Raw genomic sequence first — 15,879 nt, 5'->3', positions numbered from 1 at the left:
CTCAGCGTCGCACCATCATCGCCAGCCGGATCAGGGCCCGCTCGACCAGCGCCATCTGCGGCGCGGTCTGCCCGGCCGAGCGCAGGGCAAGGTCGACCTCTACCAGCACACCCAGCGCGGATTGCAGATTGCCCGCGCCCCAGGCCTGCGCCTGCCGCTGCATCCTGTCGCGACGCGGGCCGAATACTGGCGGGCGCATGCGAGCCATACCCTGGCTCACGCCGCCCGGATCCGACGCCGCCGTATAGAGTGCGCGGAAATGCCGCGAGGCCGCGATGACAAGGCCGACAGGCTGGACGCCCTGCGCACGGAGCTGCTTCATCATCGGGCCAATCTCGCCCGAGCGCGCCTCGGCGACGATATGCAGCACGTCATCCAGATCGGCCTCGACCGAGGCAGGCGCGCAGGCGGCGACATCCTCGGGCGTGACCGGGCCGTTGTCGTTCAACTTGTAGAGCGCCAGCTTGTCCATCGTCTGCCGAAAATCGCCGGGGTCCAGCGCGCGGGCCAGATCGTTGAGGTCGCGCATCGCCTCCTGCCCAATATTCTTCAGCCCCGATTTCTGCAACATCGCCTCGATCTCGGCGCGGCTGGGCGGCTCATCATAGATCGCGGCAGCATAGGCATTCTTGTGCGCCTCGAAGGTTTTGCGCAGCTTCGATGTCGGCTTCAGCTGGCCCGCCGTCACGATGATCTGCGCGTCGCCGTCGCGCCAATCCTCCAGCGCGGCAAGGATGGGCGCGGCCAGCGCCTCGGTCGCGTCCTCGACAAACGCCACGCGCGGGCCGGGGAAGAAGCTGGCGGCCTTGACGGCATCATTGAGGCGCGCCGGATCCTTGCGCAGCTCGCCCGCAGGCATACGGGTGACGCGCATTTCTTCTTCGCCGGTGGGGCCGACAAGGGCGGCGATGACCTCGGCCCGGCGCAGCGCGATGCGCATGGCATCCGCGCCATAGATCAGAAGGCCCGAACGCGCCGCCTCGGGGCGCGCGAAATAGCCGGGGGCGTCGCGCGGGCTTAGCTTCATGGGTTCGAGGCGGGCACGGAGACAACGAGGCGCGCCACGATCTGGTCAGCAAGGATCGTCATCAGGCGCTCGCGCGCGTCGCGCTCGGCGGCCTGCGTTGCCACGGTGGTGCCCGAGGCGGAATAGCCGGTGAAGTTGCTGGTCTTGCCCGAAGTTATGACCGCCTGCGTTTCCAGATCGCGCAGCGCATAGGTCGCCGCGCCCAGAAGGTTGTAGCGCGTGGTCACGTCTTCGCTGGAGATCGCGACCGCCGCGCTGGTGACGGTGATCGAATAGCTCAGCCCGTAACGCCCCGGATTGGCCCGACCCAGCCGCGTCTCAAGCTCGCGGACCAACAAGTAATCCTCGCGCGTGACGGGGGTATCGGGCAGGACCTCACCCTGCAGCGCGGTCGCCGCGCCGCCGGGGCCATAAACCGGCGCAAAGCCGCAGGCGGGCAGCACGCCCAAGAGGCCAAGGACAAACGTGCGGCGCGTAAGGCTGGTACGGGTCACTTGGCTACTCTCCTGACAGGCGGGGCTCAGACGACGACGTTGACGATCCGGCCCGGCACGACGATCACCTTTTTCGGCTGGCCGCCCTCCAGCGCCCTTTGCACAGCATCGGTCGCCAGCGCGATATTTTCAACCTCGTCCTTCGGCATGTCCTGTGGCACCTCGATTTCCGTGCGCCGCTTGCCGTTGATCTGGACGGGCAGCGTGATCGTATCGTCGATCAGCATGGCCTCATCGGCCACCGGCCAGGGCGCCATCGTGATCAGCCCCTCGCCGCCCAGCATGCGCCACAGCTCTTCCGAGAGGTGCGGCGTCATCGGCGACATCAGCTGCGCCAGCGTGCGGGCCGCCTTGCGCTTGGCACTCGCGCCGGCCTCGCTCTTGGCCAATGCGGCGGTAAAGGCATAAAGCCGCGCGATCGCCGCGTTGAAACCGAAGGATTCGACGCCCGTGCTGACATCGTGAATGGCCTTGTGCATCTCGCGCAAAAGGGCCTCGTCTGCCTCGGGCGCGTCCGCCGCGTCGCTGGCCGCGATCTCGGACGCGATGCGCCAGACGCGGGCCAGATGCTTGTGCGCGGCCTCGGCGCCTGCCGCCGTCCATTCCACATCCCGCTCGGGGGGGCTGTCGCTGAGGACGAACCAGCGCGCGGTATCGGCGCCGTAGGCGTCGATGATGCCCACCGGGTCGACCACATTCTTCTTGGATTTCGACATCTTGGCCGAGGGGACGATCTCGACCGGCGTGCCGTCTGCCAGTTTTCCATCCGTCACATCTTCGGGCAGGTGATAAACCGGGCGGCCGCGGTCATCCTCCGTCTGGTAGATCTCATGCGTCACCATCCCTTGGGTGAAAAGCGCGTTGAACGGCTCGATCGCCTTCTTGGGCAAATGCCCGGTGATCTGCATCGCGCGTGCAAAGAACCGACTGTAGAGCAGATGCAGGATCGCATGCTCGATGCCGCCGATATACTGGTCCACGTTCATCCAGTATTCCGCCGCCGCCAGATCGGTGGGCGTATCCGCATGGGGCGCGGTGAAGCGCGCGAAATACCACGAGCTGTCGACGAAGGTGTCCATCGTATCCGTCTCGCGCCGGGCGGCGTTGCCGCATTTGGGGCAGGTGGTATCACGCCATGTCGGGTGCCGGTCCAGCGGATTGCCGGGCACGTCAAAGCTGACATCATCCGGCAGGCGGATGGGCAGGTTTTCCTTCTTCTCGGGCACAACGCCGCAGGACGGGCAATGCACGACAGGGATCGGGCAGCCCCAATAACGCTGACGCGACAGGCCCCAGTCGCGCAGGCGAAACCTGGTCACGCCGTGACCCACGCCATTCTGCTCGCAAAATTCGATGGCGGCGTCGATGGCGGCGTGGGCGGTCTGATGCGCCTCCCCTGCAAAGCCGCGATTGTAATAGACGGATTCGGTCTTGGGCGGCACATAGGCCTGCGTCAGTTCCTCATCCGCCTCTTCGGAGGGCAGGAACGTAGCGATGATCGGCAATTCGTATTTCACCGCAAAGTCAAAATCGCGCTGGTCATGCGCGGGGCAGCCAAAGACGGCGCCGGTGCCGTAGTCCATCAGCACGAAGTTGGCGACGTAAACGGGCAACTCCCAAGCGGTATCGAACGGATGGCGCACGGTCAGGCCGGTGTCATAGCCGCGCTTTTCGGCCTTCTCGAGCGCCTCTTCGGTCGTGCCTCCCTTGCGGCACTCGGCGCTGAAGGCGGCAAGCGCTGCGTCCTTCTGCTCCAGCTTCTTGGCCAGAGGGTGATCCGGTGAGATGGCCAGAAAGCTCGCCCCGAGCATCGTGTCGGGGCGGGTGGTATAGACATCGATCCGGTCAAATCCTTCGGGCGCGTCATTGAGGCCAAAGGCGAACTGAAGCCCGCGCGATTTGCCGATCCAGTTCTCCTGCATCAGCCGCACCTTGGCGGGCCAGTCATCGAGTCCATCCAAGGCTTCTAGCAATTCTTCGGCCATGTCCGAGATGGCAAAGAACCACTGCGTCAGCTCGCGCCGCTCGACCTCGGCGCCACTGCGCCAGCCGCGCCCGTTCTCGACCTGCTCATTCGCCAGCACGGTCATGTCGACCGGGTCCCAGTTGACGACAGCGTTCTTGCGGTAAACCAGCCCGGCCTCCAGCATGTCGAGGAACAGCGCCTGCTGCTGGCCGTAATATTCGGGATCGCAGGTGGCGAATTCGCGGGACCAGTCGATCGAGAGGCCCAGCGGCTTCATCTGGGCGCGCATGTCGGCGATGTTGCCGTAGGTCCATTCCTTGGGGTGGCCGCCGATGGCCATCGCCGCGTTTTCGGCGGGCATGCCGAAAGCGTCCCAGCCCATCGGATGCAGCACGTTATGTCCCGTCGCCAGCTTGTGCCGCGCGATCACGTCGCCCATCGTGTAGTTGCGCACATGGCCCATATGGATGCGCCCCGAGGGGTAGGGGAACATCTCCAGCACGTAGTACTTTGGCTTGTCGCCGCCTTGCTGCGCGCGGAAAATCCCGGCCTCGTCCCAGGCTTTTTGCCAGTTGGCTTCGATCTCGGCGGCGGAATAGCGGGACATGGCAGGCTCTTTCACGGGCATGGGTTTTGCCAGCGGTGATAGGCCGCGCGCGGGCCAGCGTCCAGTGGGATGGCGCAAAAATGCAAGGCTTTGCAGGGGCGCGGCGCCTGCCTATAAGCGCTGGGGGCAGGGCAATGCGGGCAGGCGCGATGAAAATCCTCTTTATCCACCAGAATTTTCCGGGCCAGTACAAGCATCTGGCCCCCGCCCTTGCCGCACAGGGACACGAGTGCACCGCGTTGACGCTGAAGGTGACCGAGCCGACGACATGGAAGGGCGTGCGCGTTCTGCCCTATGCCCTGCCCAAGCGCACGGGCCAGCAGACCCATCCCTGGTTGATCGACCTCGACACCAAAGTGACGCGCGGCGAGGCATGCTGGCGCGCGGCGCGGGCGCTGGCGGATGAGGGCTATGCACCCGATCTGATCCTTGCGCATCCCGGCTGGGGCGAATCGATGTTTCTGCGCGATATTTGGCCGGGCGCGCACATGGCGCTGTACTGCGAGCTTTATCATCAGCCCGGCTATCCGCATCTGGACTTCGACCCCGAGTTCAAATCATCCAAGCCAGAGAACCATGTCCCGCGCATCCGGCTGAAGAACCTCGGCAATCACCTGCATTTCCCGCGGGCCGAGGCCGGAATCAGCCCCACCGCGTTTCAGGCCGATACCTTTCCGCCCGAGTTCCGCGACCGCATCACCGTGTGCCATGACGGCATCGACACCGACTGGTCCGCGCCCGATCCTTCCGTCACGCTGCGGCTCAAGGGACATCCCGAGTATTCGCGCGACACCGAGATCGTAACTTTCATCAATCGCAATCTCGAGCCCTATCGCGGCTATCACATCTTCATGCGCGCCCTGCCCGAACTGCTGCGCGCGCGGCCCAACGCGCGCGTCATCATCATCGGCGGCGACGAGGTCAGCTATGGCAGCGCGCCGCCAAAGGGCAAAACGTGGAAGCAGATTTTTCGCGACGAAGTCCAAGACCAGATCAGCGCCGAGGACTGGCGCCGGGTGCATTTTCTAGGCCGTATCCCGCATGACCAGTTCACCCGCGTGCTGCAGATCAGCCGCGTGCATGTCTACCTGACCTACCCGTTCGTGCTGAGCTGGTCACTGATGGAAGCGATGTCCTGCGGCGCGGCCATTGTCGCCAGCGATACCGCCCCCGTGCGCGAAGTGATCGCGCATGACACAACCGGGCGGCTGGTGGACTTCTTTGATCGCGAGGCGCTGATGCGGGAGGTCTGCAGCCTTCTGGATGACGCGGAGGCGCGCGCCCGTCTCGGCGCGGCGGCCCGGGCACTGATGGTCGGAAAATACGATCTCAAGACGGTCTGCCTGCCCCGGCAACTTGCCTGGGTGGATGAGGTCATGCAGCTGCCGCTGGTTGTCTGATCAGCAGCGACCGGGCGGAGTTCAGTAATTCTCGGCCTGAATGCGCAACTGGCGGGCGCGCGACAGGATCGCATCCTCGACCGCGCGGCGCGTATCCGCATCAACGGGCCCACTTTGCGAAGACAGCGACACGTTCAGCGACCGGGCGTCCAGCGCCGGATCGCTGATCAGGATCGTTGCGCGATAAGCGCGACCGCCACCGGGGGGTACGCCGTACCCGGTTGAAATCACACCGGTAAAGGGATCGGCAGATTGAATGGGAAGGAAATCCAGCACCTGCAGCGAGGCGGTCCAGAGGTAACGGTTGACCTTGACGCTGGATTCGCCACCCCGGAACATGTCCAGCAAGCTTGTGCCGGATGTCACGCGGGCGGGGCCTTTGGCCTCCTTGCCGCTTTCGACGGCGACGGCATCGGGATCGAATTTTGGCGGCTCGTTGCCGCAGGCCCCGAGGAATACCAGTGCCGCGCAGGCGCAGACAGCGCGTTTAACCGAAAGAAGCATAATGTTACCGTCCGACGTTATCTGATCCTCTAGTAACCAACGCGCGGCGGTGGGGCAAGGTGTTTGGTCCAGCAAGACTGCAGCACCGCCCGGCCATCGCCCCAAGCCCGCCACTGGGCGCGCGCGATCCGCCTTTGCATCCCCGCGCCGGGGTGATTTACTGACCCATGAAATTGCAGAGCCGGGGGACCGCCATGAGCCTTGAAGACATCACCGCGCGCATCGACGCTGCGCTGGCCGCCGCCGGGCGCAGCCCTGGCGACGTGCAGCTCATCGCCGTGTCCAAGATGCAGCCGAACGAGCGTGTCGAGGCCGTTCTGCGCGAAGGCCACCGGGTCTTTGGCGAAAACCGCGTGCAGGAGGCCGCCGGAAAATGGCCGGGTTTTCGAGAGAATTACGAAGGGATTGATCTGCACCTGATCGGGCCGCTCCAGTCCAACAAGGTGCGCCAGACGTTTGAGCTGTTCCAGACGATCCATTCGGTCGACCGCCCCAAACTGGCCAAGACAATCGCCCGTATTGCAGATGAGGAGGGCCACTGCCCTGATGTGTTCTTGCAGGTCAATACCGGTGAGGAAGACCAGAAGGCCGGCGTGGCCCCGGCCGAGGCGGATAAATTCATCGCCGAGTGCCGTGCACTGGACTTGCCAGTCAAAGGTCTGATGTGCATCCCGCCCGCGGATGAGGAGCCGAGCCTGCATTTCGCGCTGTTGGCCAAGATTGCAAAGCGCAATGATCTGACCGGATTGTCGATGGGAATGAGCGGCGATTTCGAATCTGCCATTGCCCAGGGGGCGACCCATATTCGCGTCGGCAGCGCGATTTTCGGCGAACGGGATTACGGCTGAAACCCCGCCGCGCCCGGAATTGAAAACACGGCACATAGGTGCCGTGTTCATTTTTTATGTTGCTGCGCGCGTCAGTCCTTGATGCGCATCGTTTCGATATCCACGCCTTTGTCGCGCGCTTCCTTGATCCAGGCCGGCGGACGGCCGCGGCCGCTCCATGTCAGGCTGGGATCGTCTTTGCTGCGATACTTGGGCGCGGCGGGCGCGCGGGATTTCGGCTTGGGGCTAGTCCCGCTGGGCGTCACCGCACCGCCATCGGCCACCAGGTCATCCAGCGAATAGCCCATCTGCTTGGCTTTTTCGCGAATGGCGGTCAGCGCCTCTTTGCGTTGGCGTTTATCCCGGCCCGCCAATTCGCGGTCGACTTTTTTCTTGAGCGACTTGAGTTCCTGGATACTGAGTGATTTCAGATCGAAGTTTGCCATGTGCATCCCATGCTTTTTGTTTTTTCAGCCATTATGCGCAATTTAAATGTTTAGCAAAAGAAAACAGGTAAATATGCGATGAAATAGCCCGAAAAACCGTTAACTGCGCGCAATAATCCGCGCATTCGGCGAAATTTCGCGCGCAAGGCGATTTAAATTCGCGCGACTCAACGCAATGCAGCCTTCGGTTGGATAGCCGGGCCGGCGCCATTGGTGAATAAAGATGCAAGAGCCCGCGCCCGGCACCGCGTCGGGCCAGTTCCAGTCCGTGACCAGCACCAGATCATAGAGCGGATCGGCACGCCGCAGTGCCTCGTGACTGGGCGCATAGGGCGCGCGCACATGCGTATTATAAGCGGCATCATCGCTGGCATCGGACCACAGATCGCCCGGCAGGATCGGCTGCGCCCACCGCGCGGGCCGCGGTATACGATCGGGGCGATAGAGCATTTGAACGATGCGGTGGACCCCCACGGGCGTTGCACCATCGCCCTCGCGCTTGGCCGCGCTCAGACCGCCGCGCCCGATACTGCACGGATAACGCCGCCCGCGATGAAGCAGGCCGGTGGGGGTGAGTGTCAGATCGTCAAAGCGCATGGGCGTGCCTTTCTAGAGGGAGGCTTCGGGCCGAAAGCCCAACGGGATGTCGTCGCGGTCCTCCAGCATCAGCGCCGCCATGACCGCGCCTACCTTGGGCGCCATGCCGAAACCGATCTTGAAGCCGCCATTGGCGATGAATTGACCTAGGTGAAGCGGATGCGCGCCCAGCATCGGTGCGCGACTGCGGCTGCGGGGGCGCAGCCCCGCCCAGCGGGCGATGACGGGCGCATCCGCCAGCGCGGGCAGTGCCTGGCGAGCTGCGGCGATCACGTCCTCCAGCTGCGCGTCCGTGCCAACGCCGCCGAAATCGCGCTCGGTGGTCGAGCCTATGGCCGTGGTGCCATCCTGATGCGGCACGATATGAACGCCGCCCGCAAAAAGCTGCGGTGCGTCTGGCATGACAAACCTCAGCAGTGCAGCCTGTCCCTTGATCGGACTGCCGACCTGACGCGTGTGAGCCGCGTTCAGCGCCGCAAGGTCCGCCACGCCGGTCGCCCAGACAACTCTGCCCTCATCCGCGCCCTCGGCCGCTATGCGCCCGCCCTTTGCCGTGATGGCCGCAGCCAGCGCCGCGCAGCCCTGCGCCGGATGAACCCGTGCGCTCAGCGTATCGTGGATAACAAGGCCGCTGGGCGTCACCGGCGCATGGGCAAACTCGGCGGCTTTGGCAACGCGCCACACCGCCCTGCCCTGCCAGAGCGCCTCTGCCCCCTGCCCGCGCGTCTCGGCCAGCGCCACGCCATCCTCGGCCAACGGTTGCAGTCGTCCGCTGCGCGCATATCCGGGCGCGCGCCCCGAGGCTTCGGCGACACCGCGCCAGAACGCTTCGGCCATCAGCAGGCTATCCAGCTGAAACGCCTTCTTGTCGTTCCAATTCTCGGGCACATGCGGCGCCAGCGCGCCCACAAGGCCGCCGGATGCCCCCGCGCCTGGCCCGCCCGGGTCGATCACCTGAACTGACGCGCCGCGCAGCAGGCAGGACCACGCTATAGCCAGGCCAAATACCCCTGCCCCGCGTACCGTTATATCGGCCATTGCCATCCCCGTGCTCCCGCTTCATGGTCGCGTCATTCCGCGCCATCTCATAAAGGACCGCGCCATGCAGGACCAGCGCGCAGAGCTGGACTGGCGTCCGGGCGACGTGCCCGTCTCGCGCCGTTTCGACGATCCGTATTTCAGCCTGTCGGGTGGCCTTGCCGAAACGCGGCACGTGTTTCTGGACGGCAATGGCCTGGCCGCGCGCCTGTCGGACGGCTTTGCCGTCGCCGAGTTGGGCTTTGGCACGGGCCTCAACATGCTGGCCTGCGCCGAGCTGTGGACGTCGCTGGGCGCGCCCGGCACCCTGCATCTGACCTCGTTCGAGGCCTACCCGATGAGGGCGAATGACATGGTCCGCGCGCTGGCCGTCTTTCCGTTACTTGCGGCGCGGGCGGAGCGTCTGATCGAGGGCTGGCGCACCGAAGCCGCGCAGATCGACCTTGGCGATGGAGTCTGCCTTGAGGTCATTATCGGCGACGCGCGCGAGACACTGCCGCGCTGGCAGGGGCGCGCCGATGCGTGGTTCCTCGACGGCTTTTCCCCCGCCCGCAACCCCGAGCTGTGGGAGCCAAGCTTGATCGCCGCGGTCGCCGCGCATACCGCGCCAGGCGGCACCGCTGCGACCTATAGCGCCGCCGGCCATGTGCGCCGTGCGCTGGCCGAAGCCGGATTCGAGGTGGAGCGCGCGCCGGGCCACGCCCGCAAGAGACATATGACACGCGCAAGGATGCCCCGATGATCGAACAGAATGCGCGCCTCGGCGTCTGGCTTATGGTGGCCACGACGCTGGTCTTTGCGGTGCAGGACGGCCTCTCGCGCTATCTGGCCGGGGAATACAACGTCTACATGGTCATCATGGTGCGGTTCTGGTTCTTCGCCGCCTTCGTCATCGCGATATCGGCGCGTCGCCGGGGCGGGCTGGCGGCTGCGGTGCGCACGCGCCAGCCGATCCTGCAGACCCTGCGCGCGGTGCTGCTGATTTCGCAGATCTGCGTGATGGTGACCGCCTTCACCCTGCTGGGCCTTGTCGAGAGCCATGCCATCTTTGCGGCCTACCCGCTGCTGATCGCCGCGCTGTCAGGGCCGGTTCTGGGGGAGCGCGTGGGCTGGCGCCGCTGGACCGCGATCGGCATCGGCTTTGTCGGTGTGCTGATCATCCTCAAGCCGGGGATCGCGGTGTTCGAGCCTGTCGCCATCGTGCCCGTCATCTCGGCGCTGATGTTCGCCCTTTACGGCCTGCTGACACGCTATGCCGCGCGGAAGGACACGGCGGCGACCAGTTTCTTCTGGACCGGCACGGTCGGCATGGTCGGGATGACGGCGGTCGGCGTCTGGTTCTGGCAGCCGATGGTGGGCGCAGACTGGGCCTTGATGGCGCTTCTGTGCGTGACCGGCGTGCTGGGCCATTTCACGCTGATCAAATGCTATGAGGTGGCGGAGGCCAGCGCGGTCCAGCCCTTCGCCTATCTCCAGCTGGTCTTCATCACCATCATCGGCATCTTCGTCTTTGGCGAGACGATCCGCACGAATGTCGCCATCGGCGTGGCGATCGTGGTGGGGGCCGGGCTCTTTACCCTCTGGCGGCAGCGGAAGGCAGCATAGCCCGCGCGTCAGTTCAGCGTGGACGGGATGGTCGCGCCCGTCAGCTCCTCGCTAAACGGCACGGGATGCGGATCCTTGCCCAGACGGGCGCGGTAGATCGGCAGGCTTTCGGCGACGCGCTGGACGTAGTTGCGCGTCTCGTCGAAGGGAATAAACTCGATCCAATCAACGATATCGAGGCCGTTCATGCCGGTGCCATCGCGCGGATCGCCGCGTTCCTCCATCCAGCGGGGCGGGCGCGCGGGGCCGGCATTATAGGCCGCCGAGATCATCGCCACATTGCCGCCGAAGCGCTGCGACATCTGCGCGAGGTATGTCGACCCGAGGCGCGCGTTGTAGCGCCAATCGCTGAGCACGCGGCCGCGATCATATCCGATGCCGATATCGCGCGCGACGTCGCTGGCCGTGCCGGGCAGCACCTGCATCAGGCCCAAGGCGCCCGCGCCACTGGCGACGCGGTGGTCGAATTCGGACTCGCGCCGGGCGATGGCAAGAGCCATCTCCATCGGCACGGGCAGGTCCATCTCCTGCATCGGGTGCAGCGCGTAATAGGCGGCGGGCAGGATAATGCCGCGCGACGCCGCCGCCTTGCCCAGCATCACCTGCAGATGCGGCTGACCCATATCCTCCAGCGCCGCGCCAAGGCTGCCGAGATCGGGTCGGCTGAGCGTATCCGCCAGCGCGGTCACGAACCATTCCGCGTAGGTCAACTGATTTGCCGCCGCAAGCAACGTGATCGCGCGAAAGATGTCGCTGCCTGCAAAGGCCGCCTCGCGCCAGGGAGGGAAGACCTCATCGCCTGCAAGCGCGGGATCGAAGGGCAGGCCCGCCTTTTCGGCGGCCAGAAGCCCGTAGAAACTGGTCTGCTCGCCTGCGCCCTGAACATAGGCGATCCGCGCGGCCTCGGGATCGTCCAGCGCCTCCTGCGCGCGGCCGATCCAGTAATGCGCCCGGCCGAGTGAAATCGGCGTGCCGACAGCGGCGCGCAGCCGCTGGAAATGGTCCATCGCCAGCGCCGCATCGTCCATGAAGCGCAGCGCAAGGTAGCCCGACAGCCATTCGAGGTCGGCATAGCTGCCGCCCTCCTCCAACTGATGATGCGCCGCCAGATCATAGGCGCGCGCATAGTCCCCGTCGCGCATCATCCGGCGGGCAAAGCTGCGCCGCCATCCGGCCCAGCGCGCGGCCTCGCCCATACCGTTCTCGATCCGGCTCTGACGCAGCATCAGCTCCATCGCCTTCTCGGGCTGGTCGGTGGCGATGTAGCGCTCGAAAAGGACATGGGCGATGCCCGGATCGCGCTGCATGTCCTCGGGCAGGCCTGTGATTTTGGCCTCGATGCCGCGCGCATCGTTATCTGCGCTCATCCGGATTTCAGCGCGTTTGCGCGTGCCCTCATCGACCAGGGGCAGCATGAGCGCCGCATCGCGCAGGCCGTGCCACAGCGCCATTTCCATGCGCGCGGCGTGATGCGGCACGAGGATGGTGCCATAGGCGTTCAGGAACGCGGTATGCTCCTCGGTGCTGAGATCGAAGCTGCGCCAGGCGGCGATCACGTTTTTCTGCGCCTGCTCCTGCCGGCCCAGCGCCGTCAGTGCGGCGGCATGGCGCAGGATGCCCTCGCCGGTCTCGGGCATGGCCCCTTCATAGAAGGCGACGACATCGCCGTCGCTTGTGCCCTCGAGTACGTCCAAGGACTGTGCGCGCAGCCGGTCCAGCCCCGGCCAGCCGGGATGCGTGTTCAGAAAGGCCAGCACTTCGGCCAGCGTGCCCCTCCCGGCGCGCAGCCGCGCCCACTCGATCAACTGCTGCGCCACCGCGCCTTCGCGTGCCGCCAGCTGCGCCGCGCGGTCCCATCGTCCGGCCAATCCGGCATCCAGCGCGCTGGCCAGCGCATGGGGCGGGCGCATCGCGGATGGCTTCCCCGTAGGCTGGGAAAAGGCCGGCAAGGCACTGCTCAGCAGGATCAGGGCGGCGAAAAGAGGGCGCGACATGTCTTGCATTTCCTATCAAGGCAAAGGATAGACAGGCCCAGCCTAAGCGTGCAGGGCTGCGCCGTCCACTCGCCCATATAGGGCCCGGGGCGGCACCGTTCCATGCCCGCGCCCACCTTTTCGGGCCGATGCGCCCGGTATGACGAGAGGAGTCCACGATGATCAAAGGATCGCTTCCAGCCCTGGTCACGCCCCTGAAAGACGGTGCAGTGGATTTCGACACGCTGGCCAAACTGGTCGAGTGGCATATCGAAGAGGGCAGCAATGGCCTTGTCCCCGTCGGCACCACCGGCGAGAGCCCGACCCTGACCCATGACGAGCACATGAAGGTCGTCGAAGAGGTCGTGCGCGCCGCGGATCGCCGCATCCCAATCGTCGCGGGCGCCGGCAGCAACAACACCGCCGAGACGGTTCAGTTCATGCGCCACGCGCACAAGGTGGGCGCCGATGCCGCGCTGGTCGTCACGCCCTATTACAACAAGCCGACGCAGGCGGGCCTCATCGCGCATTTCACGGCGGCGCATGACAGCTGCGATCTGCCGATCATCATCTACAACATCCCCGGTCGGTCCTCGGTCGACATGTTGCCCGCCACGATGGGCGAGCTGGCCAAGCTGCCGCGTATCATCGGCGTGAAGGATGCCACCGGCGATCTGGCCCGCGTCTGCGCGCAGCGCATCACCTGCGGTACGGATTTCGTCCAGATCTCGGGCGAGGATGCGACGGCGCACGGCTTCAACGCGCAAGGCGGCGTCGGCTGCATTTCGGTCACGGCCAATGCCGCGCCCAAGCTTTGCGCGCAGTTGCAGGCAGCCTGCCTTGCCGGGGATTACGCCGAGGCGCTGAAGATTCAGGATCGGCTGATGCCGCTCCACCATGCGATCTTTACCGAGCCGGGCCTTGTCGGCGCGAAATACGCGATGTCGCTTCTGGGCAAGTGCAGCGAAGAGGTCCGCTCGCCCCTCGTGCCGCTGACGGACGGGACCAAGGCCCTGGTCGAGCGCGGAATGCGCCACGCCGGCCTGCTGAACTAGGCCTCGCGATAGCGCGAAGGCGCTTGCCCGAACTGCGCCGAATAAGCTCGGCTGAAATGCGATGAATTGGCAAAGCCCGTCGCCAGCGCAATCTGCGTGAGCGGCATGGCCGAGTTGCGCAGAAGGCTCTGTGCGCGCGCCAGCCTCAGCGCGCGGTAATAGCGCATCGCGGGCGTGCCCAGCTGATCGGCGAAAAGGCGGTTGAGCTGGCGTGGTGACACGCCCGCAATGCTCGCCAGCTGGCCCAGGTCCAGCGGATCGGCAAAGTGGCTTTCCATCACTTCGACGGCGTCCAGGATGGCGGGCGTATGGCTGCCTACCCTCTCGGCCAGTCCCGCGCGCTGCGGGCCGACCGAGGGGCGGATTTCCGTATGCATGAACCAGTCGCTGACACGGCGCGCGAAGGCCGCGCCATGCTGCCGGGCGATCAGCGCATGCATCATGTCCAGCGGCGCAGTGCCGCCCGCGCAGGTCATGCGGTCACGGTCGATGACATAGAGCGTGCGCTCCAGCGCCAATTCAGGTGACGCCTCGGCCAATGCCTCGGCATATTCCCAATGCAGCGTCATGCGCCGCCCCGCCATCAGCCCCGCGCGCGCCAAAATCACCGGCCCGCCCGACACACCGCCCAGATGCACCCCCTCGCGCGCCAGCCGCGCCAGCCAGCGATAAAGCGCCGGATCGCTATGAGCGCCCACATCGCCCCCCGCGATGACGAAGAGCATGTCGAGCCTCAGCGCCTCGCCCACCCGCGCTTCCGCCGGGATCACCGCAGCGCCGGAACTGCGCACGGGGTGCGCCCGCTGCCCCACATGGATCACCTCATAAAGGGGTCGCTCGGCCAGCAGATTGGCTGCGCGCAAGGGCTCGACCGTGGCCGCGTAGGACATGACGGCGAAATCCGCGATCGGCAGGATGCCGATTCGCACGGGTAGCAGAGGCTGGTCCGGGTTCTTGTCCATTCCAGACATCTATCCGACCTTTTCAGGAAAGTGCAAATGCCGTGACTTCACCATGATGGGCGTAACCTGGAAAATCGGAACATCCCCATGCGCTACTCCGCACTCCGCATCCTCAAGGAAGGCCTGACCGGCAACAAGGGCTGGAAGCCCGCCTGGCGCGATCCCGAGCCGAAGGCCGAATACGATGTCATCATTATTGGCGGCGGCGGCCACGGCCTCGCCACGGCCTATTACCTTGCCAAGGAGCACGGCATCACCAATGTCGCGGTTCTGGAAAAGGGCTGGATCGGCGGCGGCAATGTGGGCCGCAACACGACCATCATCCGCTCGAACTATCTGCTTCCGGGAAACGAGCCCTTCTACGAATTGTCGCTGAAACTCTGGGAGGGGCTGGAGCAGGATTTCAACTACAACGCGATGGTCAGTCAACGCTCGATACTGAACCTGCTGCACTCCGACGCCCAGCGCGACGCGTTCATCCGGCGCGGCAACGCGATGTTCCTCGCCGGCGCCGACGCCGAATACGCCACCGCCGATCAGCTGCGCGCCGAACTCCCGTTCCTCGATTTCGACAATGCGCGCTTCCCGATCAAGGGCGGCCTTTTCCAGCGGCGCGGCGGCACAGTGCGCCATGACGCGGTCGCCTGGGGCTTTGCCCGCGGCGCGGATAGCCGGGGAGTCGACATCATCCAGAATTGCGAAGTCACCGGCTTCGATATCGAAAACGGGGTTTGCCGGGGCGTCCAGACTTCGCGCGGCCCGATCAAGGCGAAAAAGAGCGCCATGTGCGTCGCCGGCTCCTCGGGCCGCGTCGCCGCGCAGGCGGGCATGCGCCTGCCGATCGAGAGCCATGTGCTCCAAGCCTTCGTCTCCGAAGGGCTCAAACCCGTCATCCCCGGCGTCATCACCTTCGGCGCGGGGCATTTCTATGTCAGCCAGTCCGACAAGGGCGGTCTGGTCTTCGGCGGCGATATCGACGGCTACAATTCCTATGCCCAGCGCGGCAACCTGCCCGTGGTCGAGGACGTGGCCGAGGGCGGCATGGCGATCATGCCCATCATCGGCCGCGCGCGCCTCCTACGCAGCTGGGGCGGCATCATGGACATGTCGATGGACGGCTCGCCCTTCATCGACCGCACCCACATAAGCGGGCTCTATTTCAACGGCGGCTGGTGCTATGGCGGCTTCAAGGCGACGCCCGGCTCGGGGTGGTGCTATGCGCATCTGATCGCCACCGGCAACAGCCACCCCGTCGCGCAGGAAATGCGCCTCGACCGGTTCAAGCGCGGCCACATGATCGATGAGAAGGGGCAGGGAAACCAGCCCAACCTGCATTGAGCCGCTGCATGCTTCATCTTGGCAAAAATACTCAAATTCC

The 15,879-nt window shown here is 65.3% G+C and carries 15 protein-coding genes; 6 read left to right on the top strand and 9 right to left on the bottom strand.

The genetic code is table 11. The features are described from left to right. Position 1 precedes the first annotated feature (1 nt). Genes holA through leuS form a run of 3 tightly spaced genes read right to left on the bottom strand, consistent with a single transcriptional unit; the run spans position 2 to position 4,094 of the window. Positions 2–1,027, bottom strand: coding sequence for a DNA polymerase III subunit delta (gene holA, locus ACEWPL_RS05655; RefSeq protein ID WP_393933996.1), 1,026 nt, complete (start codon positions 1,025–1,027; stop codon positions 2–4). Next, entirely contained in the window at positions 1,024–1,521 is a 498-nt protein-coding gene (gene lptE, locus ACEWPL_RS05650) for an LPS assembly lipoprotein LptE (protein ID WP_393933994.1), read from the bottom strand. Before lptE ends, holA begins: the two co-directional genes overlap by 4 nt. A gap of 26 nt (positions 1,522–1,547) precedes the next feature. Beyond that, complete coding sequence (gene leuS, locus ACEWPL_RS05645; RefSeq protein ID WP_393933992.1) at positions 1,548–4,094, bottom strand: leucine--tRNA ligase; 2,547 nt, start codon at positions 4,092–4,094, stop codon at positions 1,548–1,550. 149 nt (positions 4,095–4,243) lie between these two features. On the opposite strand from leuS, the gene ACEWPL_RS05640 reads away from it, so the two are divergent. Next, positions 4,244–5,494 carry a glycosyltransferase gene (locus ACEWPL_RS05640; RefSeq protein ID WP_393933990.1) on the top strand — a complete coding sequence of 417 codons (1,251 nt, stop codon included), beginning with the start codon at positions 4,244–4,246 and terminating at the stop codon, positions 5,492–5,494. A gap of 21 nt (positions 5,495–5,515) precedes the next feature. Here ACEWPL_RS05640 and ACEWPL_RS05635 read toward each other — a convergent pair whose 3' ends face one another. Continuing rightward, entirely contained in the window at positions 5,516–5,998 is a 483-nt protein-coding gene (locus ACEWPL_RS05635; RefSeq protein ID WP_393933988.1) for a DUF3576 domain-containing protein, read from the bottom strand. Between the two features lie 194 nt (positions 5,999–6,192). On the opposite strand from ACEWPL_RS05635, the gene ACEWPL_RS05630 reads away from it, so the two are divergent. Then, entirely contained in the window at positions 6,193–6,846 is a 654-nt protein-coding gene (locus ACEWPL_RS05630; RefSeq protein WP_393933986.1) for a YggS family pyridoxal phosphate-dependent enzyme, read from the top strand. Between the two features lie 71 nt (positions 6,847–6,917). On the opposite strand, the gene ACEWPL_RS05625 is transcribed toward ACEWPL_RS05630, so the two are convergent. The 3 genes from ACEWPL_RS05625 to ACEWPL_RS05615 form a co-directional block, all read right to left on the bottom strand. Further along, positions 6,918–7,271, bottom strand: a complete 354-nt coding sequence (locus ACEWPL_RS05625; RefSeq protein WP_393933984.1) for an H-NS histone family protein — start codon at positions 7,269–7,271, stop codon at positions 6,918–6,920. Positions 7,272–7,370: 99 nt separating this feature from the next. After that, positions 7,371–7,868, bottom strand: a complete 498-nt coding sequence (locus ACEWPL_RS05620; RefSeq protein WP_393933982.1) for a L,D-transpeptidase family protein — start codon at positions 7,866–7,868, stop codon at positions 7,371–7,373. Between the two features lie 12 nt (positions 7,869–7,880). Continuing rightward, entirely contained in the window at positions 7,881–8,906 is a 1,026-nt protein-coding gene (locus tag ACEWPL_RS05615) for an NAD(P)/FAD-dependent oxidoreductase (RefSeq protein ID WP_393933980.1), read from the bottom strand. Positions 8,907–8,970: 64 nt separating this feature from the next. Between ACEWPL_RS05615 and mnmC2 the strand changes: the two genes are divergently transcribed. Further along, positions 8,971–9,648, top strand: coding sequence for a tRNA (5-methylaminomethyl-2-thiouridine)(34)-methyltransferase MnmC2 (gene mnmC2, locus ACEWPL_RS05610; protein ID WP_393933978.1), 678 nt, complete (start codon positions 8,971–8,973; stop codon positions 9,646–9,648). Beyond that, on the top strand, positions 9,645–10,511 hold the full coding sequence (locus tag ACEWPL_RS05605; RefSeq protein WP_393933976.1) for a DMT family transporter: 867 nt from the start codon (positions 9,645–9,647) through the stop codon (positions 10,509–10,511). Before mnmC2 ends, ACEWPL_RS05605 begins: the two co-directional genes overlap by 4 nt. An 8-nt stretch (positions 10,512–10,519) precedes the next feature. Here ACEWPL_RS05605 and ACEWPL_RS05600 read toward each other — a convergent pair whose 3' ends face one another. Next, positions 10,520–12,505: a lytic transglycosylase domain-containing protein gene (locus tag ACEWPL_RS05600; protein ID WP_393933974.1), complete on the bottom strand. Its 1,986-nt coding sequence runs from the start codon at positions 12,503–12,505 to the stop codon at positions 10,520–10,522. Positions 12,506–12,663: 158 nt separating this feature from the next. On the opposite strand from ACEWPL_RS05600, the gene dapA reads away from it, so the two are divergent. After that, positions 12,664–13,539, top strand: a complete 876-nt coding sequence (gene dapA, locus ACEWPL_RS05595; RefSeq protein ID WP_393933972.1) for a 4-hydroxy-tetrahydrodipicolinate synthase — start codon at positions 12,664–12,666, stop codon at positions 13,537–13,539. Here the strand turns inward: dapA and ACEWPL_RS05590 are convergent. Continuing rightward, on the bottom strand, positions 13,536–14,510 hold the full coding sequence (locus tag ACEWPL_RS05590) for a GlxA family transcriptional regulator (protein WP_420744328.1): 975 nt from the start codon (positions 14,508–14,510) through the stop codon (positions 13,536–13,538). The genes dapA and ACEWPL_RS05590 overlap by 4 nt on opposite strands. A 78-nt stretch (positions 14,511–14,588) precedes the next feature. On the opposite strand from ACEWPL_RS05590, the gene ACEWPL_RS05585 reads away from it, so the two are divergent. Next, on the top strand, positions 14,589–15,839 hold the full coding sequence (locus tag ACEWPL_RS05585) for a sarcosine oxidase subunit beta family protein (RefSeq protein ID WP_393933968.1): 1,251 nt from the start codon (positions 14,589–14,591) through the stop codon (positions 15,837–15,839). Positions 15,840–15,879 lie beyond the last annotated feature (40 nt).

This window comes from Roseovarius roseus (genome assembly GCF_043355935.2).
Taxonomy (GTDB): Bacteria; Pseudomonadota; Alphaproteobacteria; order Rhodobacterales; family Rhodobacteraceae; genus Roseovarius; species Roseovarius roseus.
Note: the sequence above shows the minus strand (reverse complement) of the source record. Positions and strands in the feature narration are given on the sequence as shown.